The organism is Nocardioides albidus, assembly GCF_006335005.1.
Classification (GTDB): Bacteria; Actinomycetota; Actinomycetes; order Propionibacteriales; family Nocardioidaceae; genus Nocardioides; species Nocardioides albidus.
Window position 1 is genome coordinate 39,461 of record NZ_VDMP01000024.1, and the last position, 24,931, is coordinate 64,391.

The 24,931-nt window shown below is 72.8% G+C and carries 26 protein-coding genes and 1 pseudogene; 13 read left to right on the plus strand and 14 right to left on the minus strand.

Annotated features, from left to right (window positions below; genetic code table 11):
• The 7 genes and pseudogenes from FHP29_RS11065 to FHP29_RS11090 form a co-directional block, all read right to left on the minus strand.
• Positions 1 to 429 (minus strand): maleylpyruvate isomerase family mycothiol-dependent enzyme (locus FHP29_RS11065; RefSeq protein WP_139623302.1); only part of this gene is annotated, 429 nt, incomplete at its 3' end.
• Positions 426 to 941, minus strand: coding sequence for an SRPBCC family protein (locus tag FHP29_RS11070; protein WP_139622936.1), 516 nt, complete (start codon positions 939 to 941; stop codon positions 426 to 428). The genes FHP29_RS11070 and FHP29_RS11065, both read right to left, overlap by 4 nt.
• Complete coding sequence (locus FHP29_RS11075) at positions 938 to 1,312, minus strand: ArsR/SmtB family transcription factor (protein ID WP_139622937.1); 375 nt, start codon at positions 1,310 to 1,312, stop codon at positions 938 to 940. Before FHP29_RS11075 ends, FHP29_RS11070 begins: the two co-directional genes overlap by 4 nt.
• Before the next feature lie 67 nt (positions 1,313 to 1,379).
• Positions 1,380 to 2,447, minus strand: a complete 1,068-nt coding sequence (locus FHP29_RS11080; protein ID WP_139622938.1) for a uracil-DNA glycosylase — start codon at positions 2,445 to 2,447, stop codon at positions 1,380 to 1,382.
• 75 nt (positions 2,448 to 2,522) lie between these two features.
• Complete coding sequence (locus FHP29_RS11085; RefSeq protein WP_139622939.1) at positions 2,523 to 3,233, minus strand: NUDIX hydrolase; 711 nt, start codon at positions 3,231 to 3,233, stop codon at positions 2,523 to 2,525.
• Positions 3,230 to 3,817: an isochorismatase family protein gene (locus tag FHP29_RS21680; protein ID WP_158296562.1), complete on the minus strand. Its 588-nt coding sequence runs from the start codon at positions 3,815 to 3,817 to the stop codon at positions 3,230 to 3,232. Before FHP29_RS21680 ends, FHP29_RS11085 begins: the two co-directional genes overlap by 4 nt.
• A gap of 45 nt (positions 3,818 to 3,862) precedes the next feature.
• Positions 3,863 to 5,152 (minus strand): annotated as a pseudogene (locus tag FHP29_RS11090) (nicotinate phosphoribosyltransferase); the annotation flags it as partial.
• Positions 5,153 to 5,233: 81 nt separating this feature from the next.
• On the opposite strand from FHP29_RS11090, the gene FHP29_RS11095 reads away from it, so the two are divergent.
• Together FHP29_RS11095 and FHP29_RS11100 are read left to right on the plus strand one after the other, a co-directional pair.
• Positions 5,234 to 6,709, plus strand: a complete 1,476-nt coding sequence (locus FHP29_RS11095; protein ID WP_158296544.1) for an N-6 DNA methylase — start codon at positions 5,234 to 5,236, stop codon at positions 6,707 to 6,709.
• Complete coding sequence (locus FHP29_RS11100; RefSeq protein ID WP_139622942.1) at positions 6,706 to 7,068, plus strand: VOC family protein; 363 nt, start codon at positions 6,706 to 6,708, stop codon at positions 7,066 to 7,068. The genes FHP29_RS11095 and FHP29_RS11100 overlap by 4 nt, the downstream gene beginning before the upstream one ends.
• A gap of 162 nt (positions 7,069 to 7,230) precedes the next feature.
• Here FHP29_RS11100 and FHP29_RS11105 read toward each other — a convergent pair whose 3' ends face one another.
• Positions 7,231 to 7,989, minus strand: coding sequence for an IclR family transcriptional regulator (locus FHP29_RS11105; protein ID WP_139622943.1), 759 nt, complete (start codon positions 7,987 to 7,989; stop codon positions 7,231 to 7,233).
• A 105-nt stretch (positions 7,990 to 8,094) separates the two neighbouring features.
• Here FHP29_RS11105 and hutH point away from each other — a divergent pair, with 105 nt between their 5' ends.
• From hutH to FHP29_RS11140, 7 genes are read left to right on the plus strand one after another with little or no spacing between them, the layout of a single operon-like run.
• Positions 8,095 to 9,639: a histidine ammonia-lyase gene (gene hutH, locus FHP29_RS11110; protein ID WP_139622944.1), complete on the plus strand. Its 1,545-nt coding sequence runs from the start codon at positions 8,095 to 8,097 to the stop codon at positions 9,637 to 9,639.
• Positions 9,636 to 11,321 carry a urocanate hydratase gene (hutU, locus tag FHP29_RS11115; protein ID WP_139622945.1) on the plus strand — a complete coding sequence of 562 codons (1,686 nt, stop codon included), beginning with the start codon at positions 9,636 to 9,638 and terminating at the stop codon, positions 11,319 to 11,321. The genes hutH and hutU overlap by 4 nt, the downstream gene beginning before the upstream one ends.
• A 5-nt stretch (positions 11,322 to 11,326) precedes the next feature.
• Positions 11,327 to 12,538, plus strand: a complete 1,212-nt coding sequence (locus FHP29_RS11120; RefSeq protein ID WP_338036847.1) for an allantoate amidohydrolase — start codon at positions 11,327 to 11,329, stop codon at positions 12,536 to 12,538.
• Positions 12,535 to 13,845 carry a formimidoylglutamate deiminase gene (locus FHP29_RS11125; protein WP_139622946.1) on the plus strand — a complete coding sequence of 437 codons (1,311 nt, stop codon included), beginning with the start codon at positions 12,535 to 12,537 and terminating at the stop codon, positions 13,843 to 13,845. The genes FHP29_RS11120 and FHP29_RS11125 overlap by 4 nt, the downstream gene beginning before the upstream one ends.
• Positions 13,842 to 14,993 carry an imidazolonepropionase gene (gene hutI, locus FHP29_RS11130; protein WP_139622947.1) on the plus strand — a complete coding sequence of 384 codons (1,152 nt, stop codon included), beginning with the start codon at positions 13,842 to 13,844 and terminating at the stop codon, positions 14,991 to 14,993. The genes FHP29_RS11125 and hutI overlap by 4 nt, the downstream gene beginning before the upstream one ends.
• A 50-nt stretch (positions 14,994 to 15,043) precedes the next feature.
• On the plus strand, positions 15,044 to 15,493 hold the full coding sequence (locus FHP29_RS11135) for an SAM-dependent methyltransferase (RefSeq protein WP_139622948.1): 450 nt from the start codon (positions 15,044 to 15,046) through the stop codon (positions 15,491 to 15,493).
• Positions 15,490 to 16,053, plus strand: a complete 564-nt coding sequence (locus FHP29_RS11140) for a DM13 domain-containing protein (RefSeq protein ID WP_139622949.1) — start codon at positions 15,490 to 15,492, stop codon at positions 16,051 to 16,053. The genes FHP29_RS11135 and FHP29_RS11140 overlap by 4 nt, the downstream gene beginning before the upstream one ends.
• A gap of 19 nt (positions 16,054 to 16,072) precedes the next feature.
• Here FHP29_RS11140 and nagA read toward each other — a convergent pair whose 3' ends face one another.
• Genes nagA through FHP29_RS11160 form a run of 4 tightly spaced genes read right to left on the minus strand, consistent with a single transcriptional unit; the run spans position 16,073 to position 20,746 of the window.
• Entirely contained in the window at positions 16,073 to 17,242 is a 1,170-nt protein-coding gene (nagA, locus tag FHP29_RS11145) for an N-acetylglucosamine-6-phosphate deacetylase (RefSeq protein ID WP_240044442.1), read from the minus strand.
• Positions 17,239 to 18,300 carry an SIS domain-containing protein gene (locus FHP29_RS11150; protein WP_205014041.1) on the minus strand — a complete coding sequence of 354 codons (1,062 nt, stop codon included), beginning with the start codon at positions 18,298 to 18,300 and terminating at the stop codon, positions 17,239 to 17,241. The genes nagA and FHP29_RS11150 overlap by 4 nt, the downstream gene beginning before the upstream one ends.
• The gene (locus FHP29_RS11155; protein ID WP_139622950.1) at positions 18,297 to 19,238 is read right to left on the minus strand and encodes an N-acetylglucosamine kinase; all 942 of its coding nucleotides are present in this window, start codon (positions 19,236 to 19,238) and stop codon (positions 18,297 to 18,299) included. Before FHP29_RS11155 ends, FHP29_RS11150 begins: the two co-directional genes overlap by 4 nt.
• Before the next feature lie 5 nt (positions 19,239 to 19,243).
• Positions 19,244 to 20,746, minus strand: coding sequence for a sugar porter family MFS transporter (locus tag FHP29_RS11160; RefSeq protein WP_139622951.1), 1,503 nt, complete (start codon positions 20,744 to 20,746; stop codon positions 19,244 to 19,246).
• Between the two features lie 116 nt (positions 20,747 to 20,862).
• Here FHP29_RS11160 and FHP29_RS11165 point away from each other — a divergent pair, with 116 nt between their 5' ends.
• Positions 20,863 to 21,585, plus strand: coding sequence for a GntR family transcriptional regulator (locus FHP29_RS11165; RefSeq protein WP_240044443.1), 723 nt, complete (start codon positions 20,863 to 20,865; stop codon positions 21,583 to 21,585).
• Here FHP29_RS11165 and FHP29_RS11170 read toward each other — a convergent pair.
• Both FHP29_RS11170 and FHP29_RS11175 read right to left on the minus strand, forming a co-directional pair.
• Positions 21,578 to 22,243 (minus strand): potassium channel family protein, encoded by a 666-nt coding sequence (locus FHP29_RS11170; RefSeq protein WP_240044444.1) that lies wholly within the window; start codon positions 22,241 to 22,243, stop codon positions 21,578 to 21,580. The two genes, FHP29_RS11165 and FHP29_RS11170, sit on opposite strands and share 8 nt — an antisense overlap.
• Complete coding sequence (locus FHP29_RS11175) at positions 22,236 to 23,600, minus strand: TrkH family potassium uptake protein (protein WP_240044445.1); 1,365 nt, start codon at positions 23,598 to 23,600, stop codon at positions 22,236 to 22,238. Before FHP29_RS11175 ends, FHP29_RS11170 begins: the two co-directional genes overlap by 8 nt.
• A 93-nt stretch (positions 23,601 to 23,693) precedes the next feature.
• Between FHP29_RS11175 and FHP29_RS11180 the strand changes: the two genes are divergently transcribed.
• From FHP29_RS11180 to FHP29_RS11190, 3 genes are all read left to right on the plus strand, one after another.
• Positions 23,694 to 24,263 (plus strand): DinB family protein, encoded by a 570-nt coding sequence (locus FHP29_RS11180; protein ID WP_240044446.1) that lies wholly within the window; start codon positions 23,694 to 23,696, stop codon positions 24,261 to 24,263.
• Complete coding sequence (locus tag FHP29_RS11185; RefSeq protein WP_139622952.1) at positions 24,260 to 24,454, plus strand: DUF3046 domain-containing protein; 195 nt, start codon at positions 24,260 to 24,262, stop codon at positions 24,452 to 24,454. Before FHP29_RS11180 ends, FHP29_RS11185 begins: the two co-directional genes overlap by 4 nt.
• Positions 24,451 to 24,931: MFS transporter (locus FHP29_RS11190; RefSeq protein ID WP_240044447.1), on the plus strand; the 481-nt coding region annotated here is incomplete at its 3' end. The genes FHP29_RS11185 and FHP29_RS11190, both read left to right, overlap by 4 nt.

A 24,931-nucleotide genomic window follows, 5' to 3' on the forward strand; every position in this document is an offset into this window, starting at 1 on the left:
CATCTGCTGGCAGCGCTCGGCGTCGAGGCTGTCGTCCTGGCCGGTGGCCCGGGCGAGGTCCCAGGTGTGCATGAAGACGTCGCCGGTGTAGAAACGCGAGACCGCCTGGGGGAGCGGCATCGCGGGGAGCCGGGGGTGGGCGAAGGTGACGTCCGCCTGGGCCGGGTCGTCGAGGACCGACTGCACGGCGGCGGCCTGGTGCTCCCACGCCGCGACCGGGTCGTCGTCGACCGACGGACCCGCCGGCAGGCGGACGTCGGAGCCGTCGGCGAGGAACGCGGGGAACCACTCCACGAGGTGGCGTACGACGTCGCGCGCCCGCCAGTCCGCGACCGGGCTGGGAGCGTCCCAGTCGGTCACGCCGCGCACCCGCTCGCCGAACGTGCCGGCGATGCTGCGGTGCTCCTCGGCCGGGCTGCCCGGGATCACGTCCGGTCCTGGGTGAGCGACGCGAGCAGGCGGTCGAGGGCGGCGTACCCCTCGTTGACGCCGACCTCCATGCCGCTGGCGAGCATCCCGGCGCGGGACTCGAAGTCGTAGACCACCGAGAGCGCCTCGAGCCGGGTGCGGCCGCCGGGGAGCTCGACGAAGTCCAACGTGTCGAGGCTGACCGCGTCGGGCATCTCCTCGAAGCCGAAGGTCTGCACGATCCTCTCGTTCTCGTTGACCCGGTGCACCGCGCCGTAGAAGTGCGCGACCTCCGCGCCGTCCCGGGTCGCCGTGTAGCGGTACTCGCCGCCGGTGCGCATGTCCCACACGTCGATCTCCATGCCGATCGAGTCGGGCCCGAGCCACTGCTTGACGAGCTCGGGATCGACGTGGGCACGGAACACCAGGTCGCGCGGCGCGTCGAACTCGCGGACGATCCGGACCGTGGGGACGTCGGGGTCCGCCTCGATCAGGACCTCGGGGGCGGTGCTGGTACTGCTGCTCGTGCTCATCCTGCTGCTCCTTCGTGTCGTTGCTCGTCGGTGGGGGAGTCCTTGCCCTGCATCCGGGCGAGGACCTGGTCGAGTCGTCGGTAGCGCTCCTCGGCCTGCTGCCGGTAGCGCTCGATCCACTTCGTCATCAGGTCGAACACCTCCGCGTCCAGATGGACCGGACGCCGCTGGGCGTCGCGGCTGCGGCGGACCAGGCCCGCCTCCTCGAGCACCTTGAGGTGCTTGGAGACCGCCTGGAGCGAGACGTCGTACGGCGCCGCGAGCTCGCTCACCGTCGCGTCGCCCGCCGCCAGGCGGGCCACCATGTCGCGCCGCGTCGGGTCGGCCAGGGCGCCGAAGACCCGCGTCAGCCGGTCGTCTTGATCAACCATGTGGTTGAGTAGACACCTGCGACGGAATCGTTGTCAATCCTTTGGTTGATAACAAAGGGCGAGGTGGTTATGCCTGAGAGACGCCCCACTCGACCGTTGGCAGGCCGGCAGCCGCCAGTGCCTCGTTGGCTTGCTTGAACGGCTGCGAGCTGCCGAACTGCTGGAGAGCAGTCGACCGTGCTGCTGGGTGAGCATCCGGGATGACGACGTGCTGAGGGTTGGTGACCAGCGTGGCCTTCTTCTTGGCCGGCTCGCCCCACAGAAGGAACACGACGCGCTCTTTCCGTTTGTCGAGTGCCCGGATCACGGCGTCCGTGAAGTCCTCCCAGCCCCGTTTGCGATGTGAGTTTGAGCGGGTCTCCGCCTCGGCGTCGAGCGTGAGCACGGTGTTGAGCAGGAGGACGCCCTGGCGTGCCCAGGGCTCGAGGACGCTGCCCTGCGTCGGAGTGACATCGAGATCCTGTTCGAGGACGTCGAAGATCTTCCTCAGTGAGGACGGCAGTTTCCGTGACTGAGGCGTCGAGAAGGCGAGGCCGTCCGCGTGCCCGGCGCCGGGGTACGGGTCCTGTCCGACGATGACCACCCGGACGTCGTCGTATGACGTGAGCTCGAACGCCCGCAACATCTTCTCTCGTGGTGGGTAGACGGTTCCGGTTGCATACGCACGATCGACGAACTCCATGAGCTCGGTCCGCCTTGGACTGCGCATCCAGTCGTCCAAAACCTCTTCCCAGCGCTCCGGCAGCATCCAGTCCTCCTCGTCGTCGGGTGGCGGCACGGTGCCAATCAGCTCCGGTCCGTCTGGGAGTGACGACGCGGCTCCGATCTCTCCAGAGGCTCGCACGATCAGGCCGCCGCCGCAGAGGATTTCGTCAGGACGATCTGGATCCCGGTAGCCGAGGATCCACAGGTCCTGAGCCGGGTTAGCGAGCGCCTTGTCCTCGGTTACGACGCAATTGATGCCCTTGGAGCGGAGGTGGTCGTTGGCCCGGCGCACGGCCTCGGTGAGCGACATGGTGGGCCTGTCACGAAGGCGGCGCTGACGGCGGACGTATGAGACGTCCGCGGCGGCCGCGGCCCTGCCGCCTTCATCTGCCAGCAGTTCGAAGGCTTCGTCGCCGAAAATCTCGCTCATGGTGTGATCCTGTCGGTGGTCGCTGCGTGGACGCACCGTAGGACGGACCCCCGGCGGAACCCGGCGCGCCGGCCGTCAGCCCCGTGCCATCGGCGGCTGGACGACGGTGGCCGGGCCCCGGCGGTAGAGCAGCGCCCGGCGCCCGCCGGCCTCCGTCGCCTCGCCCCGGGTGTCGGTCGGGATCACGAAGCCCTCGGTGCCGAGCACCTTGCGCCGGAAGTTGCCCAGGTCCGGGGGAGAGCCCCACACCGCGGCGTACACCCGGCGCAGCTCGGGGAGGGTGAACGGCTCGGAGACGAACTCGGTGGCGAGGGTGGTGTACTCGAGCTTGGCCCGGACCCGCTCGCGCGCGTCGAGCAGGATCTGCCGGTGGTCGAAGGCCAGGGCCGGCCCGTCGTCCCCCTCGAGGAGGTCGTCGACGACCCACCAGCGGGCGTCCGCGGCGTCGGTGCCGGCCTGCGGCTCCGGCAGGTCGGGCGCGAGCGCGACGTGGGCGACCGACACGACCCGCATCCGCGGGTCGCGGTCGGGGGCCGAGTAGGTCCTGAGCTGTTCGAGGTGGCCGGCGAAGCGCACGGAGTCACTGAGGCCGGTCTCCTCGCGCAGCTCGCGCCACGCGGCCTGCTCTGCATCCTCGTCCGGCTCGACGAACCCGCCCGGCAGGGCCCAGGAGCCGGCGAACGGCTCCTCGCCCCGCTCGACCAGCAGCACCGCCAGGGCGCCGTCGCGAATGGTGAAGATGGCCAGGTCGACGGCCACCGCGAACGGCGGGTGCTCGGCACTCACGCCGACACCTCCACGCCGGCGGTCGCCATCTCCTCGATCGCCGCCGCCGAGGTCTCCGGGGCGACGCCGGCGTGCAGCCCGGGCAGCAGGCGGACGGCGAAGCCGGCCTCACGGGCGTCGAGTGCGGTCGCCCGGACGCAGTGGTCGGTGGCGATGCCGGTGACGTCGACCTCGGTCACCCCGGCGTCGCGCAGGATGTCGACCAGCCGCTCCCCGGACTCCGAGACGCCCTCGAAGGCGGAGTAGGCGGGAACGCCCATGCCCTTGACGATGTGGTGGGTGACGGCGCCGGTCTCCAGTTCGGGCGCGTACTCGGAGCCCGCCTCGCCCTGCACGCAGTGCACGGGCCAGGTCGTCACGAAGTCGGGATCCTCGCCGGGCTCGTGGAAGTGGCCGCCGTTGGTGTCGTCGCGGTGGTGCCAGTCGCGGGAGGCCGCGACGACGGCGTAGTCGCCGGCGTGCTCGGCCAGGTGACGGCTGATCCGTCCGGCGACGTCGCGGCCGCCGGCGACGCCGAGCGAGCCTCCCTCGACGAAGTCGTTCTGCACGTCGACGACGATGAGACCTCTCGTCGGTTGCGCCATTGCCTTCTCCTTTCGGGGGTCTCGAGACGGTCGCTGCGCGGCCGCCTCGACCAACGTGGTGCTCAGGTACGCCGGACCGGCGGCCACGGTGCGGGCGTCGGCCGGAAGGGTGGCGAGCGCCGAGGCGGCGAACGCGCGCACCTCGGCCAGGCTCGGTCGGTGCACGGTCGTGCCACCGCGGACCAGGGGGATCTGCACCGGCACGGCGCCCGGCCCGGGGCCGGGGGCGTCCTGCGCGGTGACGATCTCCGCGACGAGCAGTCCGTCGCCGTCGTACTCACGGAACGGGTGCTTGCGCCCACCGGTGGAGGCCTTGTCCTTGGACTTCTTGGCCACCGGTCGCAGCGGCGCGTCCTCGTCGTCGGCGATGGCCACGAGCTTGTAGACCATGCTGGCGGTGGGGTGGCCCGAGCCGGTGGCGACCCGCGTGCCGACGCCGTACCCGTCGATCGGCGCGTCGGCGAGGGCGGCGATCACGAACTCGTCGAGGTCGCTGGTGACCACGATCCGGGTCTCGGTGGCCCCCAGTGAGTCGAGCAGGGCGCGCGCCTTGTGCGACTCCTCGGCGAGGTCGCCGGAGTCGATGCGCACCGCGCCCAGCCCGGTGCCGGCGACCTCGACGGCGGTCCGGATGCCCTGCTCGATGTCGTAGGTGTCGACCAGCAGCGTCGTGCCGACGCCGAGCGCCTCGACCTGGCTGCGGAAGGCGTCCGCCTCGGTGTCGTGGGCGAGCGTGAACGCGTGGGCGGCGGTGCCGGCGGTCGGGACGCCGAACGCGCGCCCGGCGGCGAGGTTGCTGGTCGAGGCGAAGCCGGCGAGGTACGCCGCGCGCGCGGTGGCGACCGCGGCCCGCTCGTGGGTACGACGCCCGCCCATCTCGATGATCGGCCGGCCCTTCGCCGCGTCGACCATGCGGGCCGCGGCGCTCGCGATGGCGGTGTCGTGGTTGAGGATGCTGAGGACGAGCGTCTCCAGCACGACGCACTCGCCGAGGGTTCCGGTGACCGCGAGGATCGGGCTTCCGGGGAAGTAGAGCTCGCCCTCGCGGTAGCCGTCGATGTGACCGCGGAAGCGGAAGTCGGCCAGCCACGCGGCGGTCTCGTCGCCGATCACTCCTTCCTCGCGCAGCCAGACGATCTCGTCGGCGTCGAAGGTGAACTCCTCGATCGCGGTGAGGAGTCGGCCGAGGCCGGCGAGCATCCCGTAGCGACGGCCCTCGGGCAGGCGCCGGGCGAAGGCCTCGAAGACGGCCGGGCGGTGGGCGCTGCCGTCGCGAACGAACGAGTCGAGCATGGTGAGCTCGTAGCGGTCGGTCAGCAGTCCGGTGCGGGTCATTCTCGACTCCTCGATGTTGTAGTCAAAATGACTATAACAGGCTTGCGCTCAGTCCGGTGGATCCGGGCTAGGGTCGCCAGCATGGCGTGCCGGACCGGGGCAGACGAGGCCGCGGACGAGTACGAGCGCCGCCTCGCCCTCCACGAGCGCGATCGGCGCCGCTCCCAAGGGGCCTTCTACACGCCGGCGGAGCTGGTGGACTGGGTGCTGGACCGAGCGCTCCCCGGCGCGGCCACCGTGCTCGATCCCGCCTGCGGCACTGGGCACTTCCTCGTCGCCGCTGCGCGGCGCGCGGGTGTGCGGGCGGTGCACGGGTCCGACCTCGACGAGGAGGCGGTGCGGATCGCCCGGGAGCGGCTCCGGGCCGAGGATCCGAGCGTCCCGGCGGAGCAGATCGCCCGGCAGGTGATCGTCGCGGACGGACTGACCGCGTGGGAGGGGCAGGTGTTCGACGCGGTGGTCGGCAACCCGCCCTTCCTCGGCCAGCTGCGGCGCCGGTCGGCGGGGCGCAGCGAGGAGCACCGCCGCGGCCTGGGCGCCTACACCGACACCAGTGCGGTCTTCCTGCGCCGGGCGCTCGACCATGTCGCACCGGGCGGGGCGGTCGCGCTCGTGCAGCCGATCTCGGTGCTCGCCGCCCGGGACGCCGGCCCGGTGCGCGCCGCGATCGCCGAACAGGGGGCGGTCACCGACTTCTGGTGCAGCGAGCGGCCGGTCTTCACCGGAACGTCGGTGTCGACGTGTGTCCCCGTCGTGCGGATCGGCGCCTCGCCGGCGACCGACCCGGAGTCGTGGGGCGCCCTGGCGGCCCCGGCCTTCGGCATCCCGACGGTCACCTTGTCGTCCGACACGGGCACGATCGGCGATCTGGCCACCTGCACCGCCGACTTCCGCGACCAGTACTACGGGCTCGCCCCGTTCGTCCACGACCGCCTGCCCGGCGGCACCCCGCTCATCACGACCGGCCTGATCGAGCCCGCCGAGTCCCGCTGGGGCACGGCCCCGACCCGCTTCGCCCGCCGGCGGTACGACGCCCCCGCGGTCGACCTCGACGCGCTGCGTGCCGACGGCGCGCTGGCCCCGTGGGCCGGGGCCCGCCTGGTCCCCAAGCTGCTCGTGGCCGGGCAGGGACGGGTGATCGAGGCCGTCGCCGACGAGGCCGGCGCCTGGCTGCCGTCGGTCCCGGTGGTGAGCGTCGTACCCCACGACCGGGCGGACCTGTGGCGCCTGCTCGCCGTCCTCCTCGCTCCTCCGGTCGTCGCCCACGCGGCCACCCGCTACCTCGGCACCGGCCTGACGCCCGGCTCGGTCAAGGTCAGCGCCCGCCAGCTCGGCGCGCTCCCGTTGCCGGCCGACGCCGGTGCCGGGGCGGAGGGGGCCGAGCTGGCGCGACGAGCCCAGAGGGCGGGGGCGGACGAGCGAGCCGGTCTGCTGGTGGCCGCGGGACGGGTGATGACCGCTGCCTACGCCGGCAGCGACGAGGTCCACGCGTGGTGGGCCGCCCGCGTGCGTCGTACCGATGAGTCCGGCAGCGCCGATCGGTCCGTACCTGCATGAGCGATTTCCTGGCTGACGGAGTCGAGCTGTTCGCGGGCATCTGCGTGCGCGACCATGCGCTGGCCCGACCGTGGTACGACGCGCTGCTCGGCGGCCCGCCCACCTTCATGGCGCACGAGAAGGAGTCCGTCTGGGAGGTGGCCCCGCACCGCTGGCTGGTCGTGGAGGAGCGACCGGAGCGGGCGGGCTATGCCGCCCAGACGCTCTTCGTCGACGACCTCGCCGCCAGGGTCACGGCGATCGCGGAGCGCGGTGTCGAGCCGGCCACCGAAGAGGTCTACGGCGACGGAGTGCGCAAGGTGATCTACCGCGATCCGGACGGCAACGAGGTCGGCTTCGGGGGCAACCCCGGAGTGTGAACCTGTGGATGACTCCTGCCGGGGGCTGCGCCCCGGTGCTGGGTGGCGGGACGCCTCGGGACCTGCCGAAGGGAGCTCACGTCCACCTCGACGAGACCAACGCGGGAGACCTGCCGCTTGTCGGTGTGGCGATCGGACCGGGGGACAGCCGACAGCTTCGGCCTACCGCCCCCGCAGCCGCCGGCTCAGCGTCGCGGCGGTCGAGACGACCGCGCCGGCCAGCCGTTCGCGCTGCCGCTCGTCGAGCTCGTCGGTCGGGTAGGTGATCGCGACCCCGGCGACGGGCATCTCGTTGTGGTCGAGGACTGCCGCTGCGACGCTGGCCATGCCCGCGGTCACCTCGCCGTCCTCGACCGCGAAGCCGCGCTGGCGGGTCTCGGACAGGATCGAGCGCAGGCCGGTGGGGGAGCTGGGGCCGAGCCCGGTCCGGTCCACGAAGGACGCCTTGTCCGGGTAGAGCGCGCGGACCTGGCTCGGCGGCAGCTGGCAGAGGATCGCGCGGCCACTGGCGGTCAGGTGCGCGGGCAGCCGGACGCCGACGTCGGTGACGAGCGGTGGGCGGCCGGGGGCCCGCTCCTCGACGACATAGAGCACGTCGCGACCGTGGGGGACCGCGAGGTGGGCGCTGTGTCCCGTCCGGTCGACCAGGGTCGCGAGGGGACGGCGGGCCAGTCGTTGCAGCGGTGCCTGGCGGGAGTAGCCGGACCCGACCTCGAACGCGGCCACGCCGAGGCCGTAGCGACGGTCGTCGGCGAGGTGCACGACGAAGGCCTCCTCGGCCATCGCCTGGAGCAGGTGGTACGTCGTGGACCGGGGGATCCCCAGCTCCCGCGCGATGCGCTCGACCGGCACGGGCTCCGGCTGGCCGGCCAGGAAACGGAGCACCTTGAGGGCCCTGGTCGCTGCGGGGACCTGCGCCATGTCGAGCTCCTTCTCCCGCCTGAGCGGGCCGGTAAGTCTCAGATCTGAGACTCATCATGTCCTACGCCCCTAGTGGGCGTCACCCCCAGGCCCCAAGATCGAGACATGGAGAATGTGACGGTTGGAACGGGCGCGATCTCGTTCGACGACGTGGTAGCGGTCGCTCGCGGCGGCGCCCCGGTTGTGCTCAGCGACGATGCCCTCGCCGCGATCGACAAGGCGCGCGCGGTCATCGAGGACCTCGCCGCGTCCCCGACGCCCCACTACGGCGTCTCGACCGGCTTCGGTGCGCTCGCCACCCGCCACATCGCCCCCGAGCTGCGTGCCCAGCTCCAGCGCTCGCTGGTCCGCTCGCACGCCGCCGGCAGCGGTCCCGAGGTCGAGCGTGAGGTCGTCCGCGGCCTCATGCTGCTGCGGCTCTCGACGCTCGCGACCGGCCGCACCGGCGTCCGCCGCGAGACCGCCGAGCTGCTCGCCGCGCTGCTCACCCACGGGATCACCCCGGTCGTGCACGAGTACGGCTCGCTCGGCTGCTCGGGCGACCTCGCCCCCCTCGCCCACTGCGCGCTCGCCCTCATGGGCGAGGGCCCGGTCCGCAACGCGGCCGGCGAGCTCACCGACGCCGCCACCGCCCTCGCGGCCGCCGGTCTCGCGCCGGTCGAGCTGCACGAGAAGGAGGGCCTGGCCCTCATCAACGGCACCGACGGCATGCTCGGCATGCTGGTGCTCGCGATCAACGACCTCACCGAGCTGCTCAAGATCGCCGACATCTCGGCGGCCATGTCGGTCGAGGGCCAGCTCGGCACCGACCGGGTCTTCGCCCCCGAGCTGCAGGCCATCCGCCCGCACCCCGGCCAGGCGGCCTCCGCGGCCAACCTCACCGCGCTGCTGCGTGACTCCGGCGTCGTCGCCTCCCACCGGGGCCCCGACTGCAACCGGGTCCAGGACGCCTACTCGCTGCGCTGCTCCCCGCAGGTCCACGGCGGAGTCCGCGACACCGTCGCCCACGCGGCCTCGGTCGCCGCGCGCGAGCTCGCCTCCGCGGTGGACAACCCGGTCGTCCTCGCCGACGAGGGCCGCGTCGAGTCCAACGGCAACTTCCACGGCGCGCCGGTCGCCTACGTGCTCGACTTCCTCGCGATCGTCACCGCCGACCTCGCGTCGATCTCGGAGCGTCGTACCGACCGCTTCCTCGACAAGGCCCGCAACCACGGCCTGCCGCCGTTCCTGGCCGACGACCCGGGCGTGGACTCGGGTCTGATGATCGCGCAGTACACCCAGGCCGCGATCGTCTCCGAGCTCAAGCGCCTGGCCAACCCCGCCAGCGTCGACTCGATCCCCTCCAGCGCGATGCAGGAGGACCACGTCTCCATGGGCTGGTCCTCGGCCCGCAAGCTGCGCAAGGCCGTCGACGGCCTCACCCGGGTCCTCGCCATCGAGCTGATGACCGCCGCCCGCGCGCTCAACCTGCGCGCGCCCCTGACCCCCAGCCCCGCCACCGGCGCCGTCGTGGACCTGCTCCGCGAGGCCGGCGTCGGCGGCCCGGGAACCGACCGATTCCTCGCCCCCGAGATCGAAACCGCCTACCAGCTCGTCGCCGACCGCTCCGTGACCGCGGCCGTCGCGAACGTGATCGGAGAACTCGCATGACCACCTCGTCCAGCCAGTCCGGCCAGACCAACCCCCGCCTGCCCATCCACGCCGCCACCGGCACGGAGCTGACCGCGAAGTCGTGGCAGACCGAGGCGCCGCTGCGGATGCTGATGAACAACCTCGACCCCGAGAACGCCGAGCGTCCCGAGGACCTCGTCGTCTACGGCGGCACCGGCAAGGCCGCCCGCAACTGGGAGGCGTACGACGCCCTCGTGCGCACCCTGCGCGACCTCGAGGACGACGAGACGATGCTCGTCCAGAGCGGCAAGCCGGTCGGCGTGTGGAAGACCAACAAGTGGGCCCCGCGCGTGCTCATCGCCAACTCCAACCTGGTCGGCGACTGGGCCAACTGGGAGGAGTTCCGCCGCCTCGAGGAGATGGGCCTGACGATGTACGGCCAGATGACGGCCGGCTCGTGGATCTACATCGGCACCCAGGGCATCCTGCAGGGCACCTTCGAGACCTTCGCCGCCGTCGCCGACAAGCGCTTCGACGGCACCCTCGCCGGCACCATCACCCTGACCGCCGGCCTCGGCGGCATGGGCGGCGCCCAGCCGCTCGCCGTCACCATGAACGACGGCGTCGCGATCTGCGTCGACGTCGACCAGAGCCGGATCACCCGCCGCATCGACCACCGCTACCTCGACGTGCAGGCCGACAGCCTGGAGCACGCCCTGGAGCTGGCCGTCCAGGCCCGCGACGAGAAGCGGGGCCTGTCGATCGGCCTGCTCGGCAACGCCGCGGAGGTGTTCCCGAAGCTCCTCGAGATGAAGGCCCCGATCGACATCGTCACCGACCAGACGTCGGCGCACGACCCGCTGTCCTACCTCCCCGTGGGTGTGTCCTTCGAGGACTGGCAGGCGGCCGCCGAGCGCGACCCGGCCGGCTTCACCAAGGACGCCCAGGCGTCGATGGCCGCGCACGTGCGGGCGATGGTGGAGTTCCAGGACGCCGGCGCCGAGGTGTTCGACTACGGCAATTCGATCCGCGACGAGGCCCGCAAGGGCGGCTACGAGCGGGCCTTCGAGTTCCCGGGCTTCGTCCCGGCGTACATCCGCCCGCTGTTCTGCGAGGGCAAGGGCCCCTTCCGCTGGGCCGCGCTCTCCGGTGACCCGGCCGACATCGCCGCCACCGACAAGGCGATCCTCGAGCTGTTCCCCGACAACGAGCGCCTGCACAAGTGGATCGGCATGGCGCAGGAGCGGGTCCACTACCAGGGCCTCCCGGCGCGCATCTGCTGGCTCGGCTACAAGGAGCGCCACCTGGCGGGCCTGAAGTTCAACGAGATGGTCAAGAGCGGCGAGCTCAAGGCGCCGATCGTGATCGGCCGCGACCACCTCGACTGCGGCTCGGTCGCCTCGCCGTACCGCGAGACCGAGGCCATGCTCGACGGATCCGACGCGATCGCCGACTGGCCGCTGCTCAACGCGATGACCGCGGTCGCCTCCGGCGCCACCTGGGTCTCGCTGCACCACGGCGGCGGCGTCGGCATGGGCCGCTCGATCCACTCCGGCCAGGTCTGCGTCGCCGACGGCACCGAGCTCGCCGCCGCGAAGATCGAGGCCGTGCTGACCAACGACCCCGGCATGGGCGTCATCCGCCACGTCGACGCCGGCTACGACCGCGCCGTCGAGGTCGCCGCCGAGCGCGGCGTCCGGATCCCGATGCAGGAGGGCTGAGTCCGGTGTCGAACCTCCCCGGCTTCGAGCAGATGTGGCGTGACCTCACGCCCATCGGCCGCTCGGCGTCGTCCGGCGGCTACTTCCGTCAACCGTGGCACCCGGCGGAGCTCGAGCTCCGTGCGTGGTTCCGCGAGGCGGCCACCGCGCGCGGGCTCGAGGTCGAGGAGGACCCGTTCGGCAACCTGGTCGCCTGGTGGGGGCCGGCCGCAGAGTTCGCGAGCACCGGCAAGGTGCTCACCGGCTCCCACCTCGACTCCGTCCTCGACGGAGGCGCGTACGACGGCCCGCTCGGTGTCGTCTCCTCGTTCGCCGCGCTGGACCTGATGCGCGAGCGCGGCGTGGAGCCGACCCGGCGCCTCGGCGTCGCCGCCTTCGTCGAGGAGGAGGGCTCCCGCTTCGGCCGGGCCTGCCTCGGCTCCCGGCTCGCCGTCGGCGCGACCAAGTGGTCCGACGCGGCCGAGCTGACCGACCGCGACGGCGTCCGCCTCGGCGACGTCATCGAGGGCGGCGAGTCGACCATGCTCGACGGGGTCGCCACCTACGTCGAGCTCCACGTCGAGCAGGGCCGCGGCCTGATCGACCTCGACGCCCCGGTCGGCGTGCACGACGGCATCTGGCCGCACGGCCGCTACCGCTACGACATCGCCGGCCGCGCCGACCATGCGGGCACCACCCGCATGGAGGACCGCGTCGACCCGATGCTGACCTACGCGATGACCGCGCTCGCCGCCAACAAGCAGGCGCGGCTCCAGGGCCAGCGGGCCACCTTCGGGCGGATCGACGTACGCCCCAACGGCACCAACGCGGTCCCGTCCCACGTGACCGCGTGGCTCGACGCGCGCGCCGAGTCCGACGCGGCCCTCGTCAGCCTGGTGAGCGAGATCGAGCGCCAGGCCACCGAGCGCGCCGGGCGCGACGGCACGACCGTGACCGTGACCGCCGAGTCGGTCAGCGGCGAGGTCGCCTTCGACCCGGCCCTGCGCGACGAGCTCGCCGGACTCCTGGGGGGCGTCCCGATCCTGCCGACCCAGGCCGGCCACGACGCCGGCATCCTGCAGGACGCCGGCATCCCCACCGCCATGCTCTTCGTCCGCAACCCCTCGGGCGTCTCGCACTCGCCGTACGAGAGCGCCGAGACGGCCGACTGCCTCGCGGGCGTCGAGGCGCTCGCCGACGCGCTGACCGGACTGGTGGCGGGCGAGGTGGCGAAGTGACCGCCTACCTCCTCGAGCACGCCTGGGTCGACGGCCGCGTCCAGGACACCGTTCGGGTCGAGGTCGAGCGCGGCCGGATCACCTCGGTCGTGCCCGACGCGACCGAGACCGGCGTCCCCCTGCGGGGCCTGACCCTGCCCGGGTTCGCCAACACCCACAGCCACGCCTTCCACCGGGCGCTGCGCGGTCGCACCCAGACCGACCGCGGCACCTTCTGGACCTGGCGCGACCAGATGTACGCCGTCGCGGGACGCCTGGACCCCGACACCTACTACGAGCTCGCCAGGGCGACCTACGCCGAGATGGTCGCGGCGGGCTACACCTCGGTGGGGGAGTTCCACTACCTCCACCACCAGCCCGACGGGACGCCGTACGACGACCCGAACGCGATGGGCAACGCCCTGCTCGCCGCGGCGCGTGACGCGGGCATCCGGATCACGCTGCTCGACACGCTCTACCTCTCGAGCGGCTTCGGCGCCGCCCCCGAGGGCGTCCAGCAGCGCTTCTCCGACGGCAGCGCCGAGGCCTGGCACGAGCGGGTCTCCGCCCTCGCGCCGCTGACCGGCGCCGACGCGCTGATCGGTGTGGCCGCGCACTCCGTGCGTGCGGTCCCCGCCGACGCGCTCAAGGTGTTCGCGCCGTACGTCGACGGTGGGGTGCCGGTGCACGTGCACCTCTCCGAGCAGGTCAAGGAGAACGCCGACTGCGTGACCGCCCACGGCGTCACGCCGACCCGGCTGCTCGCCGACCACGGCTTCCTCGGCCCGATGACCAGCGCCGTCCACGCCACGCATCTCACCGACGAGGACATCCGGCTGCTCGGCGAGGCGCGCGCGTTCGCGTCGTTCTGCCCGACCACCGAGCGCGACCTCGGCGACGGCATCGGCCCGGCCCGGCAGCTGCAGGCCGCCGGCTCCGTGCTGACGCTCGGCTCCGACAGCCACGCGATCATCGACGCGTTCGAGGAGATGCGCGCCGTCGAGATGGACGAGCGCCTCGCCACCCAGGCCCGCGGCCACTGGACCGCCGCCGAGCTCCTCCACGCCGGCACCGCCGACGGCCACCGCAGCCTCGGCTTCGCCGACGCCGGCGAGATCGCGGTCGGCCGGCGCGCCGACCTCGTCACCGTCGACCTCACGTCCTCGCGCACGGCCGGCACCGGAGCCGACGAGCACACCGCCGTCTTCGCCGCCGGCGGCGCCGACGTCACCCACGTCGTCGTCGACGGCAAGGTGGTCTTCGACGGCGACCACGGCCAGGTGGGCCGCTCGCTCGCCGACGCGATCGGAAAGGTCTGGAACGCATGAGCCTGCTCATCACCAACATCGGCGAGCTGGTCACCAACGACCCCGCCGAGTCCGGCGACCTGCTCGGCGTCCGCACCGACGCCGCCGTCGTCGTCTCCGACGGCCTGGTCGAATGGGTGGGCTCGGCCGCCGAGGCGCCCGCCGCCGACGAGGTCGTCGACGCCGAGGGCCGGGCGGTCCTGCCGGGCTTCGTCGACAGCCACAGCCACCTCGTCTTCGCCGGTGACCGGGCCCTGGAGTTCCAGGCCCGGATGGCGGGGGAGTCGTACGCCGCCGGCGGCATCCGCACCACGGTCGCCGCCACCCGCGCCGCCTCCGACGAGCAGCTCACCGCCGGCGTCGCCCGCCACGTCGCCGAGATGCGCAGGCAGGGCACGACCACCCTCGAGATCAAGTCCGGCTACGGCCTCTCGGTCGACGACGAGGCGCGCTCGCTGAAGGTGGCGAGGCAGTTCACCGACGAGACCACCTTCCTCGGCGCGCACGTCGTGCCGCCCGAGTACGCCGACGACCCGGCCGGCTACGTCGACCTGGTCACCGGCCCCATGCTGGAGGCCGCCGCGCCGCACGCGTCGTGGATCGACGTCTTCTGCGAGCGGGGCGCCTTCGACGAGGACCAGGCGCGCACCATCCTCGCGGCGGGGGCGGCCGTGGGCCTGAAGGGACGGCTGCACGCCAACCAGCTGGGCGAGGGTCCGGGCGTCCACCTGGCCGCGGAGCTCGGCCTGGCCGCCGTCGACCACTGCACCTATCTCACCGACGACGACGTCCACGCCCTGCGCGACGCCGGGACCGTGGCGACCCTGCTGCCGGGCGTCGAGTTCTCCACCAAGCACCCCTACCCGTCGGGTCGCCGACTCATCGAAGCGGGCGTCACCGTCGCACTCGCCAGCGACTGCAACCCGGGCTCCTGCTACACCAGCTCCCTGCCCTTCTGCATCGCGCTGGCCGTGCGGGAGATGGGGATGACTCCGGCCGAGGCGGTCTGGGCCGCGACCGCGGGCGGTGCCGCCGCGCTCGGCCGCACCGACGTCGGCAGGCTGGTCCCGGGAGCCCGTGGCGACCTGCTGATGCTCGACGCACCGACCCACGTGCACCTCGCCTACCGACCGGGCGTGCCGCTCGTCGTACGGACCTGGAGCGCCTGACCGCAAGAACGATCGGGTGCGGTGCGCGCCGTCCCGCCTAGGCTGTCGCCATGACGGGACTCTCGGCACGGCTGGCGGAAGTCGTCGACGCCCTTCCCCTGCGTGAGGGGATGCGGGTGCTCGAGATCGGCGGGGCGCCGGGAGCGGCTGCGCGGGAGGTCGTGCGCCGCGTCGGGGCGCGTGGTCACGTCCTCGTCGTCGACCGATCGGTGCGAGGTGTCGCCCTGACCGAGCGGGCCGCCGAGGACGAGATCCGGCTCGGGGTCCTGAGCGTCCGCTGTGCCGCGATCGAGGACTTCGAGCTGTTGCCCGGCGAGGCGCCGTACGACCTCGCCTTCGCGGTCCGCGTCGGCGCGCTGGACGGTCGCCACCCGAAGGCCGGGACACGCGCACTGCCACGGATCGCCGCCGCGCTCACCCCGCGGGGCCGGCTCCTCGTCGACGGTGGCGACCCCCTTCGTGAGGTCGACCTGACCGGTGTCCGTCAGGGCGTCGCATGAGGGGCCGGCGCGGCGTCTGGCTGGCGATCGGGGCTGTCCTGGTCGCGGCCCTCGTGGCCGCTCTGATGATCTTCGAGCCCTGGCTGCTGTTCGTGGACGACGACGTCCACGAGGGCGACGATCCGGCGACCGTCGTCGGGACGGCGTCGGGAGGGTTGACCGACTCGGCGGTCCCGTCGGCGACCGATGGCGCCCCGACCCGGGTCGTGCTCGCGTCCGCACGCTTCATCGACGGTGAGCACGGCACCACCGGGAAGGCGGTGATCTACCGCCGCAGCGACGGCAGCCGGTTCCTGCGGATCGAGGACCTCGAGACCTCGAACGGTCCTGACCTGCACGTGTGGCTGACCGACCGGCCCAGCGGCGGAGACTGCGAGGGCTGTCGCGACTCGTGGGGGATCTACGACGACGGCGCCTCCGTGAGGCTGGGTCCGCTCAAGGGCAACCGGGGCAGTCAGAACTACGAGATCCCCGCCTCGGCCGATCTCGCCCCGATGCGCTCGGTCGTGATCTGGTGCGACCGCTTCAACGTCGCGTTCGGCACCGCGGCCGTCGGCTGACCCGAGGCTCAGGCTCAGCTCAGGCTCCCCGCACCAGCACCCGCCGCACCTGCAGGTCGCGGTCGAGGACGACGAGGTCTGCCGGCGTGCCGGGAGCGAGATCGTGCCGCGGCAGCCGCAGCGCCCGTGCCGGGACGACGGAGGTCTGCTCCACGGCCTGGAGCAGGATCTCGTCGTCGTCCACCCCGTCCGGCCCGCCCGCTGCCGCCCGGAAGAGCTGGTCGGTGGTGGCGGTGCCGCCGGCGATCGTGTCGGTGCCGGCGACCCGGGCCTGGCCCCCCTCGACCGTGACGTCGAGCGAGCCCAGGGTGTAGGCGCCGTCGGCCATCCCGGCCGCGGCCATCGCGTCGGTGACCAGGGCGATCCGCGACGGGCCGACCCAGCGGCGTACCTGGTCGTACATCGCGGGGTGCAGGTGCACGCCGTCGACGATCAACTCCACCACGACCCCGGGCGCCTCCGCCAGGGCGACGACAGGACCGGGCTCGCGGTGCATGATCGGCCGCATCGCGTTGAACAGGTGGGTGCCGACGGTGGCGCCGGCCGCGATGGCGGCGCGGACCTGGTCGTAGCTGGCCTCGGTGTGCCCGACCGCGACCACGACGCCGGCCTCGCGCAGCTGCTCGACCGCGGCGAGCCCGCCGGGCAGCTCGGGGGCGATGGTGACCATCGCGATCCCGCCGCGACCCGCGTCGAGCAGGCTGTGGATCTCGTCCGCGTCGGGTGGGCGCACGGTTGCCGGGTCGTGCGCGCCGATCCGGGTGGGAGAGAGCCAAGGGCCCTCCAGGTGGATGCCCGCCAGCTCGCCGGACTCGACGAGACCGGCCAGTGTGGCGACCTGCTCCCGCAGCGGATCCGGGTGTGCGCTGACCAGGCTGGCGACCAGACGCGTCGTGCCGTGGGCCCGGTGGGCAGAGACCACCGTGCGCGCCGCCTCGACGGTGCCGTCGGTGAAGGTCGCGCCCCCGCCGCCGTGGACGTGCATGTCCACGAAGCCGGGGACGACGACCACGTCCCCGAGTACGACGTCAGCCGGGCCGACGGAGGCGGGCGGCGTGCCCGATCCGGCGGCGCTCACCAGGCCGTGCTCGACCACCAGCCACCCGGGGCGGTGCACCGTGCCGCCGGCGACGACGACCGCGGCGGTGAGGACCCGTCGCTCGGTCACGGGCTCGCTGATCGTGGTCACAGGGTCTCGGTGACCTTGCGCAGGCCCCGGGGGGCGTCCGGGTTGCCGCCGCGGGCGAGGGCGAGGTGCAGGGCGAGCTGCTGCAGCGGGATGATCTCGAGCAGCGGCGAGAGCTGCTCGGGCACGCCCGTCGGCAGCACGACGCCGGCGTCCGCAGCCGCCACGGTGTCCGGCGTACCGATGCAGAAGACGTCGGCGCCCTGCTCGGCGAGGCGCGGGAACACCTGGCTCATCGCGGCACCGCCGACGCCCTCGGCGGCGACCGCGAGCACGGGCACCTGGGGGTCGATCATGGCCAGCGGGCCGTGCAGCAGGTCCGCGCCGGAGAACGCCTGGGCCGACAGGTAGCAGGTCTCCATCAGCTTCAGGGCGCCCTCGCGGGCGGTCGGGTAGGAGTATCCGCGCCCGGTGGTGACCAGCCGGGAGGCGAACCGGTAGCGCTGCGCGAGCTCCGCCACGGTCGCGTCACCGGCGACCAGCGCCTCGGCGGCGTCCGGCAGGGGGGCGGCCGAGCCGGCATCCTCGCCGCGCACCGCCGCGAGGAGCAGGTGCACGGCCAGCAGCTGTGCCGTGTAGGACTTCGTCGCGGCCACGGCGAGCTCCGGACCGGCCTGGATGTCGACATGGGCCCGGGCGGCGCTCGCGAGAGCGGAGCCGGCGTTGTTGGTGATCGCGACGGTCAGCGCGCCGTGCTCCCGCGCGGCGGCAAGGGACTGGACGAGGTCGGGCGAGCCACCGGACTGGCTGATGCCGATCATGAGGACCCCGGTCAGATCGGGACGGGCGCCGTACGCGGTCATGGTCGACGGTGAGACCAGGCCGCACGGCAGCCCGTGGACGATCTCGGCGACGTACTTCGCGTAGAGCGCGGCGTGGTCGCTGGTGCCGCGGGCGACGAAGAGGACGAAGCGCGGCTGGTAGGCCCGCACCAGAGCGGCGGCGCGGGCGATGTCGCTGTCCTCGCCGGCGGCTGCGAGGAGCCGGCGCCAGACGGCGGGCTGCTCCTGGATCTCGGTCGCCATCAGGGCGCCGGGGCGGGTGGTCTGGTCGACGGTCATCGGTGGTCTCCTGCAGAGGTGGTCGTGACGGGTGACTCGTGGAGGCGCCGGGCGAGCGCGAGCGCGCCGTGCGCCGGATCCTGGCTGATGGTGCGGACGTCGGTCGGGTCGCCCTCGCCGAGCTGGCGGCGGACGAGGTCGGCGAACCCGTGCTGGTTGCACGCGACGCCTCCGCCCAGGACGACCGGCAGGTCCGTGGGACTTCCGAGCGCGGCGTGGACCTGGCGGATCAGCGTGGCGAGGCTCGCTGCGGCGTCCTCCAGGATGGCGGTGGCCGCGGGATCGCCCGTGCGGGCCACCTCGAAGACGACCCCGGCCCGGCCGGCCCAGTAGCGCCGCTCGGCGCGGCGGTAGAAGTGGTCGAGCAGGGCGTGCGGATCGGGATCGCCACAGGCCTCGAGCAGCGCCGCGGTCAGCGGGTCGACGCCGGCGCCCAGGTCGGCCCGACGCAGGGCGTGGCGCACGGCATCGCGGGTGATGCCGTAGCCGCTGCCCTCGTCGCCGAGCAGGTAGCCCCAGCCGCCGGCTCGGGCGGTGCGCCCGTCGGGGAGCCGTCCCCAGGCCACCGACCCGGTGCCGGAGATGACCGCGATCCCCTCGGACGCGCCGGCTGCGGCGAGGATCAGGTGGGCGTCGTGGACGACCTCCACCCGCGCGCCTCCGGTACGCCGGCCGAGCAGCGCGCGCAGACGCTGCTCGGCGGCGGCGGAGTCGGCACCGGCCGCCCCGGCGCAGACGACGTCGGCGACGCCGCCGTGGCCGAGGTCGGCGAGGTCGGCGAGCACCGCCGCGATCTGCAGCTCCGCCTCGTCCTCGCCCACGGAGGCGATGTTGGCGCTGGCGGCGTACGCCTCCACCAGCGTCGGCCCCGACGCGGTGGACAGGTAGCTGACCGCATGGGTCTTGGACCCGCCGATGTCGATCCCGATGACGTGCATCGGTCTCAGTCCTGGTCCGGGCGGCCGGCGACGACGGTCGGACCCGTGGCGGTCCCGGTGGAGGGAGCGGACTCGACGGGCCAGGAGCCGCCGTTCTCCCAGTAGTGGCGCACGTCGTCGAGCGGGCGGCCCTTGGTCTCGGGGGCCAGCTTGGCGATGAAGAGGAAGGCCAGGACCGCCATCGCGCCGAAGAACATGAAGGTGCCGGAGCCGCCCCACGCCTTGAGCATCTGCAGGGTGACCAGGCCGACGATCACGTTGGCGACGAGATCGGAGGTGAGCATCGCGCTGGAGCCGAGCGAGCGCAGGTCGGAGGGGAAGCTCTCGCCGGCGTACACCCACACCAGGGCGCCGAAGCCCAGGGTGAAGCCCGCGACGAAGAGCACCAGCCCGATGAAGGCGAGGACGGTGAGCGAACCGCCGAGGGTGACGGTGTCGCCCTTCTCGGTGCCGTTGAGGAAGGTGACGATCAGCAGCACGTTGGCCGCGATCATCACGCCGATGCCGGTGAGCAGGATCGGGCGGCGACCGGCGCGGTCGACGATCGCCATCGAGCCGAAGACGGCCAGCAGGCCGAAGACCTGGACCAGCGCGGAGAGGCCGAGCTTGGCGATGTCGCTCTCGACGCCCATCGCCTCGAAGATCTGCGGGCCGTAGTAGACGACCGCGTTGATGCCGGTGATCTGGACGAAGAAGCCGAGGCCGATCACGAAGATCGAGGCGCGGAGGTACTTGCCGGTGAACATCTTGCGCAGGCCCTGGGTCAGGGTGAGGGAGGCGCCGGAGCGGAACTCGGCCTCGAGGTCGTCGAGCTCCCGGACGACATCGGCGTTCGGGTCGATCTGCGTCATGACCCGCTCGGCCTCGGCGCGGCGGCCGTGCATGACGTACCAGCGGGCGGTGTCGGGCAGGCGGAGCAGCAGGAGGGTGACGAGGACGCCGGGGATGGCGGCGAGTCCCAGCAGCCAGCGCCAGGTGTCGCCGGCGCCGGCGTCCGTGGCGCCGCCGATCACCTGCGCGAGGATCATCGCGATCACGTAGCCGAGGATGATGCCGGTGACGGTGGCGACCTGGTAGAGCACGAGCAGCGCTCCGCGGATGGCCGTCGCCGCGGACTCGGCCACGAAGACCGGAACCACGACCACCGAGACGCCGATGGTCAGGCCGAGCAGGAAGCGGGCCACCATCAGGCTGGGGATGTCCCAGGCGAGCGCGGACATCAGCGAGAAGAGGGCGAACGTCGCGGCGACGCCGACCATGACCGGCTTGCGGCCGAAACGGTCCGCGAGCCGGCCGCCGACCAGGGCGCCGGCGATCTCGCCGAAGACGACGATCGAGGCGACCAGTCCGGCCTTGGCCTCGGAGAGGTGGTAGGTCTCCTTGAGGTAGAGGAGCGCGCCGCCGATGTTGGAGGAGTCGTAGCCGTAGATGACTCCGACCGTCGCGGCCGAGATCGCGACGAGCACTCCCAGTCGGGAGGCCCCCTTCAGGTCCTTCGCCAGACCCATGTCGTCTCCTTCGAAAGTGCCCGGGTGGGCTTTTGGTCTATACCAATAGGAGAGTGACACGGGCCACAGCGGGCTGTCAAGAGATTGGTATAGGCCAAATCTGCTAGCGTGTCTCCGTGGAAGCGCGGGCGCCGAAGTACCACCTGGTGATGGAGCAGATCGTCGAGCTCATCGCGGAGCAGGAGCCCGGCTCGCCGATGCCGACCGAGCGCGACCTGGCGGCGAGGTTCGCGACATCCCGTACGACGGTCCGCCAGGCTCTCGCCGCGCTGGCCGCCGACGGTCGCATCGCCCGGACGCAGGGCAGCGGCACCTTCGTGGCCGAGCCGGACCGCGTCTACGTGCACCAGATGACCTCCTACAGCGAGGACCTCCGGTCCCAGGGCCGCCAGCCGTCCAGCCGGATCCTCGAGGTGACCCACGGCAGGGCGCTGCCCGACGTGAGCGCAGCCCTCGGCCTCGAGCCCGGTGGCCGCGTGCACCGGGTCGAGCGACTGCGGCTGGTGGACGGCGAGCCGTTGGCGCTCGAGGTCGCCCACCTGCCCGGGCGGCTGCCCCGGCTGCGCGCCGAGCTCGAGCGGCGCGGCTCGCTCTACGAGACGCTCCGCGAGGCCTACGGCGTCACGCTCGCGCGCGCCGAGGACGTCGTCGAGACGGGCCTCGCCAGCCCGCACGAGGCCGGGGTGCTCGGCGTCGACACCGGCGCCCCCATGCTGGTGATCCGGCGTACCGCCCACGACGCGGACGGCCGTGCGGTGGAGTACACCCGCTCGGTCTTCCGCGGCGACCGCTTCCGGTTCGTGGCCCGCTCCGCCTTCGACGGGGCCGAGGTCACCTGAGGTTGCTGAAGGCCTCCACCTTCGCGGCCGGGCCGGACACGATCACCTCGTCACCCGGCCGGATCACGGTCTCGGGCGTGGCGTACTCGAAGGTGCGCCCGAGGTGCTTCACCGACACGACGGTGATCCCGAACTCCTGACGCACCCCGCGCCCGCCGAGGGAGCGGTCGTGCAGGGCGCGCGGCGCCGGCGCCCTGGCGAACGCGTAGTCGTCGTCGAACTCGACGTAGTCGAGGATCTCCTCGCCGCGCACGAGATGGGCCACCCGCTTGCCCATGTCGTGCTCGGGGCGCACGACGTGCCGTACGCCGATCCGCTCCAGGATCCGGGCGTGGGATCCGCTGATCGCCTTGGCCCACACGTGCTCGACGCCCAGCTCCATGGCGACGGTCGCGGACAGGATGCTCGCCTCGAGGTCGTTGCCCATGCCGATCACCGCGCGCGAGAACTCCCCGACCGAGAGCTGCCGCATCGCCTCCTCGTTGGTGGAGTCGGCCTCGACGACATGGGTGAGCCGTCCGGCGAGAGAGGCGACGACCCGCGGGTCGGCGTCGATGCCGAGCACGTCCTCGCCGTGGGCCACGAGCTCGAGAGCGAGGGACTGGCCGAACCGTCCGAGCCCGATCACGACCACGCCGTTGGTCAGGTTCTTAGCCAATGAGGGGCCTGCCTTCCGGGAGCCGGTAGAGGTGGCCACGCTCGCGCAGGGCGAGCGCGGAGACGAGGGTGACCGGGCCGAGGCGACCCAGGAACATCAGCGCGACCAGGACGAGCTGGGCCGGGCCCGGGAGGTCGGCGGTGATGCCGGTCGACAGCCCGACGGTCGCGAAGGCGGAGACCACCTCGAAGAAGATCGCATCGAGGGCGTGCTCGGTCAGCTCGGTCAGCACCACGGTCGCCGTGGAGACGGCTCCGACGCTCAGCAGGGCGACGGTCAGGGCCTGGCGCACCGCGCGCTCGTCGATGCGCCGGCCGTGGGCCTCGACGTCCCGCTCGCCGCGCACCTCGGCGAGGATCGCCCAGAACAGCAGCACGAAGGTGGTCACCTTGATGCCGCCGGCCGTGCCCGCCGAGCCGCCGCCGATGAACATCAGGATGCAGGTGATCAGCAGAGTGCCGCCCGCGACGTCGCCGTAGTCGATGGAGTTGAACCCGGCCGTGCGCGGCATGACCGCGTGGAAGAAGCCCGCCAGAACCCGCCCGGGCGCGTCCATCGAGCCCAGGGTGGCCGGGTTGTTCCACTCGCCGACCGTGATCAGCACGGTGCCGAGCACCAGCAGCACCGCCGTGGCGCCGACCGTCATCGTCGTGTGCAGGCTCCACTGCCGCCAGCGGCGCCGGTGGCGGAGGACCTCGAGCCACACCGGGAAGCCCAGACCGCCGGCGATCACGGCGAGTGCGATCGGCATGCAGATCCACGGATCGCCGACGAAGCCGACGAGGTTGTCGCTGTAGAGCGCGAAGCCCGCGTTGTTGAAGGCCGAGACCGCGTGGAAGGCGCCGAGGTACGACGCTCGGCCCCAGCCTTCGTCGTACCCGAGCGCGAAGCGCAGGGTCAGGCACGCCGCGACCACCAGCTCGCAGGACACGGTGATCAGCAGGACGCCCTTGAGCACGCGTCGCACCTCGCCGGGGCCCAGCGCCTTGGTCTCGGCGGCGGCGGTCAGCCGCGAGCGCAGCCCCAGGCGGCGCCACACGACGATCGTCAGCAGGGAGGCGAGGGTCATGATCCCGAAGCCGCCGACCTGGATGAGGGCGAGGATGACGAGCTGGCCGAAGGTCGACCAGTAGTGCGGTGTGTCGACCGTCGACAGGCCGGTCACGCACACCGCGCTGGTGGAGGTGAACAACGCGGTCAGCGGATCGGCGCCACCTGCTCCTGTCCGGGCCGGCGGAAGCATCAGCAGCGCCGTGCCCACCACGTCGGCGAGCAGGAACGCGAGCACCACTGCCTGCGCCGGGTGCCGCAGCAGCCGTCGGCGACCACGCGACTCGACGATCCCCGGACTCGGCACGGTGCAAAAGCCTAGGACGACGCTGGCGGCGGATCGACGGCGGATGACCGGATATCGCTCGCGCGCGGCGGTCGCGGCCGCGAGGATCGGCCCATGATGGTCGAGGACAGCGTCGAGAACAGCGGAGTCGACAGCCGGATCGCCCCCGACACCAAGGACTGGACCTGGGTGCTCGAGCGGCCGTGCCCCGAGTGCGGATTCGACCCGGCCGCGGTCGAGCGCGCCGGACTCGGCGACGCCGTCCGCGACAACGCCGCCTTCTGGGCGACCGCACTCGGGGACCCGCGCGCCGCCCAGCGCCCCGCTCCGGGCGTGTGGTCGCCGGTGGAGTACGCCTGCCACGTCCGCGACGTGAACCGGGTGTTCGCCGGGCGCCTCGAGCAGATGCTCACCGAGGACGACCCGCAGTTCGCCGACTGGGACCAGGACGAGACCGCCGTGACGGAGCGGTACGACGAGCAGCGGGCCGCGGACGTCGTACCGGATCTGCTGGCGGCGGGTGAGAGGGTCGCGGCCGGCTACGACGGGGTCCGCAACGACGCCTGGGATCGGCCCGGCCGGCGCAGCAACGGCAGCCTCTTCACCGTCGACACGATCGGCCGCTACCACCTGCACGACCTGGTGCACCACCGGTGGGACGTCCGTTGGATCATGGGGGAGTGAGGCACACCGAGTTCTGGGCGCGGATGGACCGTCACCTCGGCGACGCCTACGCGCAGGTGTGGGCCGACCAGTTCGTGATCACCGCGCTCGGCCAGCGCACGGTCCGCCAGGCGCTCGACGCCGGCATGGAGCCGAAGGCGGTCTGGCGCGCGGTGTGGGAGGTCCTCGAGCTGCCGGACAACGAGCGGTGACCGGCATCGTCGACCCCGATCTCGGCCTCGGGTCCCTGCAGCGGCGCACCGTCCGCGTCCTCGTCCTGACCCAGGCCGTCGGCGCGGTCGGCATCACCATCGGCATCGCGACCGCCTCCCTGCTCGCCCGCGACCTGTCGGGATCGGAGTCGATGGCCGGGCTCGCCCAGACCGCGCAGGTCCTCGGCGCCGCGGTCATCTCCTTCCTGCTGGCGCCGCTGATGGCGCGCCGCGGACGGCGCGCCGGACTGATGACCGGGTACGTCGTGGGCGCGGGCGGGGCGCTGACCGCCGTCCTGGCCGGGGTGCTCGGGTCGATGGCGCTGCTCCTCGCCGGCGCGATGATGCTCGGCGCCACGACGTCGGCCAACAACGCGGCGCGGTACGCCGCCACGGACCTCGCCACCGACGAGACCCGGGCCCGCTCGCTCTCGCTCGTCGTGTGGGCCACGACCATCGGCGCCGTGGCCGGGCCCA

Coding starts and splice junctions, on each gene's coding strand:
- FHP29_RS11070 (WP_139622936.1), bottom strand. CDS start 941: ATGAGCACGAGCAGCAGTACCAGCACCGCCCCCGAGGTCCTGATCGAG.
- FHP29_RS11075 (WP_139622937.1), bottom strand. CDS start 1,312: ATGGTTGATCAAGACGACCGGCTGACGCGGGTCTTCGGCGCCCTGGCC.
- FHP29_RS11080 (WP_139622938.1), bottom strand. CDS start 2,447: ATGAGCGAGATTTTCGGCGACGAAGCCTTCGAACTGCTGGCAGATGAA.
- FHP29_RS21680 (WP_158296562.1), bottom strand. CDS start 3,817: ATGGCGCAACCGACGAGAGGTCTCATCGTCGTCGACGTGCAGAACGAC.
- FHP29_RS11095 (WP_158296544.1), top strand. CDS start 5,234: ATGGCGTGCCGGACCGGGGCAGACGAGGCCGCGGACGAGTACGAGCGC.
- FHP29_RS11100 (WP_139622942.1), top strand. CDS start 6,706: ATGAGCGATTTCCTGGCTGACGGAGTCGAGCTGTTCGCGGGCATCTGC.
- FHP29_RS11105 (WP_139622943.1), bottom strand. CDS start 7,989: ATGGCGCAGGTCCCCGCAGCGACCAGGGCCCTCAAGGTGCTCCGTTTC.
- hutH (WP_139622944.1), top strand. CDS start 8,095: ATGGAGAATGTGACGGTTGGAACGGGCGCGATCTCGTTCGACGACGTG.
- hutU (WP_139622945.1), top strand. CDS start 9,636: ATGACCACCTCGTCCAGCCAGTCCGGCCAGACCAACCCCCGCCTGCCC.
- hutI (WP_139622947.1), top strand. CDS start 13,842: ATGAGCCTGCTCATCACCAACATCGGCGAGCTGGTCACCAACGACCCC.
- FHP29_RS11135 (WP_139622948.1), top strand. CDS start 15,044: ATGACGGGACTCTCGGCACGGCTGGCGGAAGTCGTCGACGCCCTTCCC.
- FHP29_RS11140 (WP_139622949.1), top strand. CDS start 15,490: ATGAGGGGCCGGCGCGGCGTCTGGCTGGCGATCGGGGCTGTCCTGGTC.
- FHP29_RS11150 (WP_205014041.1), bottom strand. CDS start 18,300: ATGACCGTCGACCAGACCACCCGCCCCGGCGCCCTGATGGCGACCGAG.
- FHP29_RS11155 (WP_139622950.1), bottom strand. CDS start 19,238: ATGCACGTCATCGGGATCGACATCGGCGGGTCCAAGACCCATGCGGTC.
- FHP29_RS11160 (WP_139622951.1), bottom strand. CDS start 20,746: ATGGGTCTGGCGAAGGACCTGAAGGGGGCCTCCCGACTGGGAGTGCTC.
- FHP29_RS11180 (WP_240044446.1), top strand. CDS start 23,694: ATGATGGTCGAGGACAGCGTCGAGAACAGCGGAGTCGACAGCCGGATC.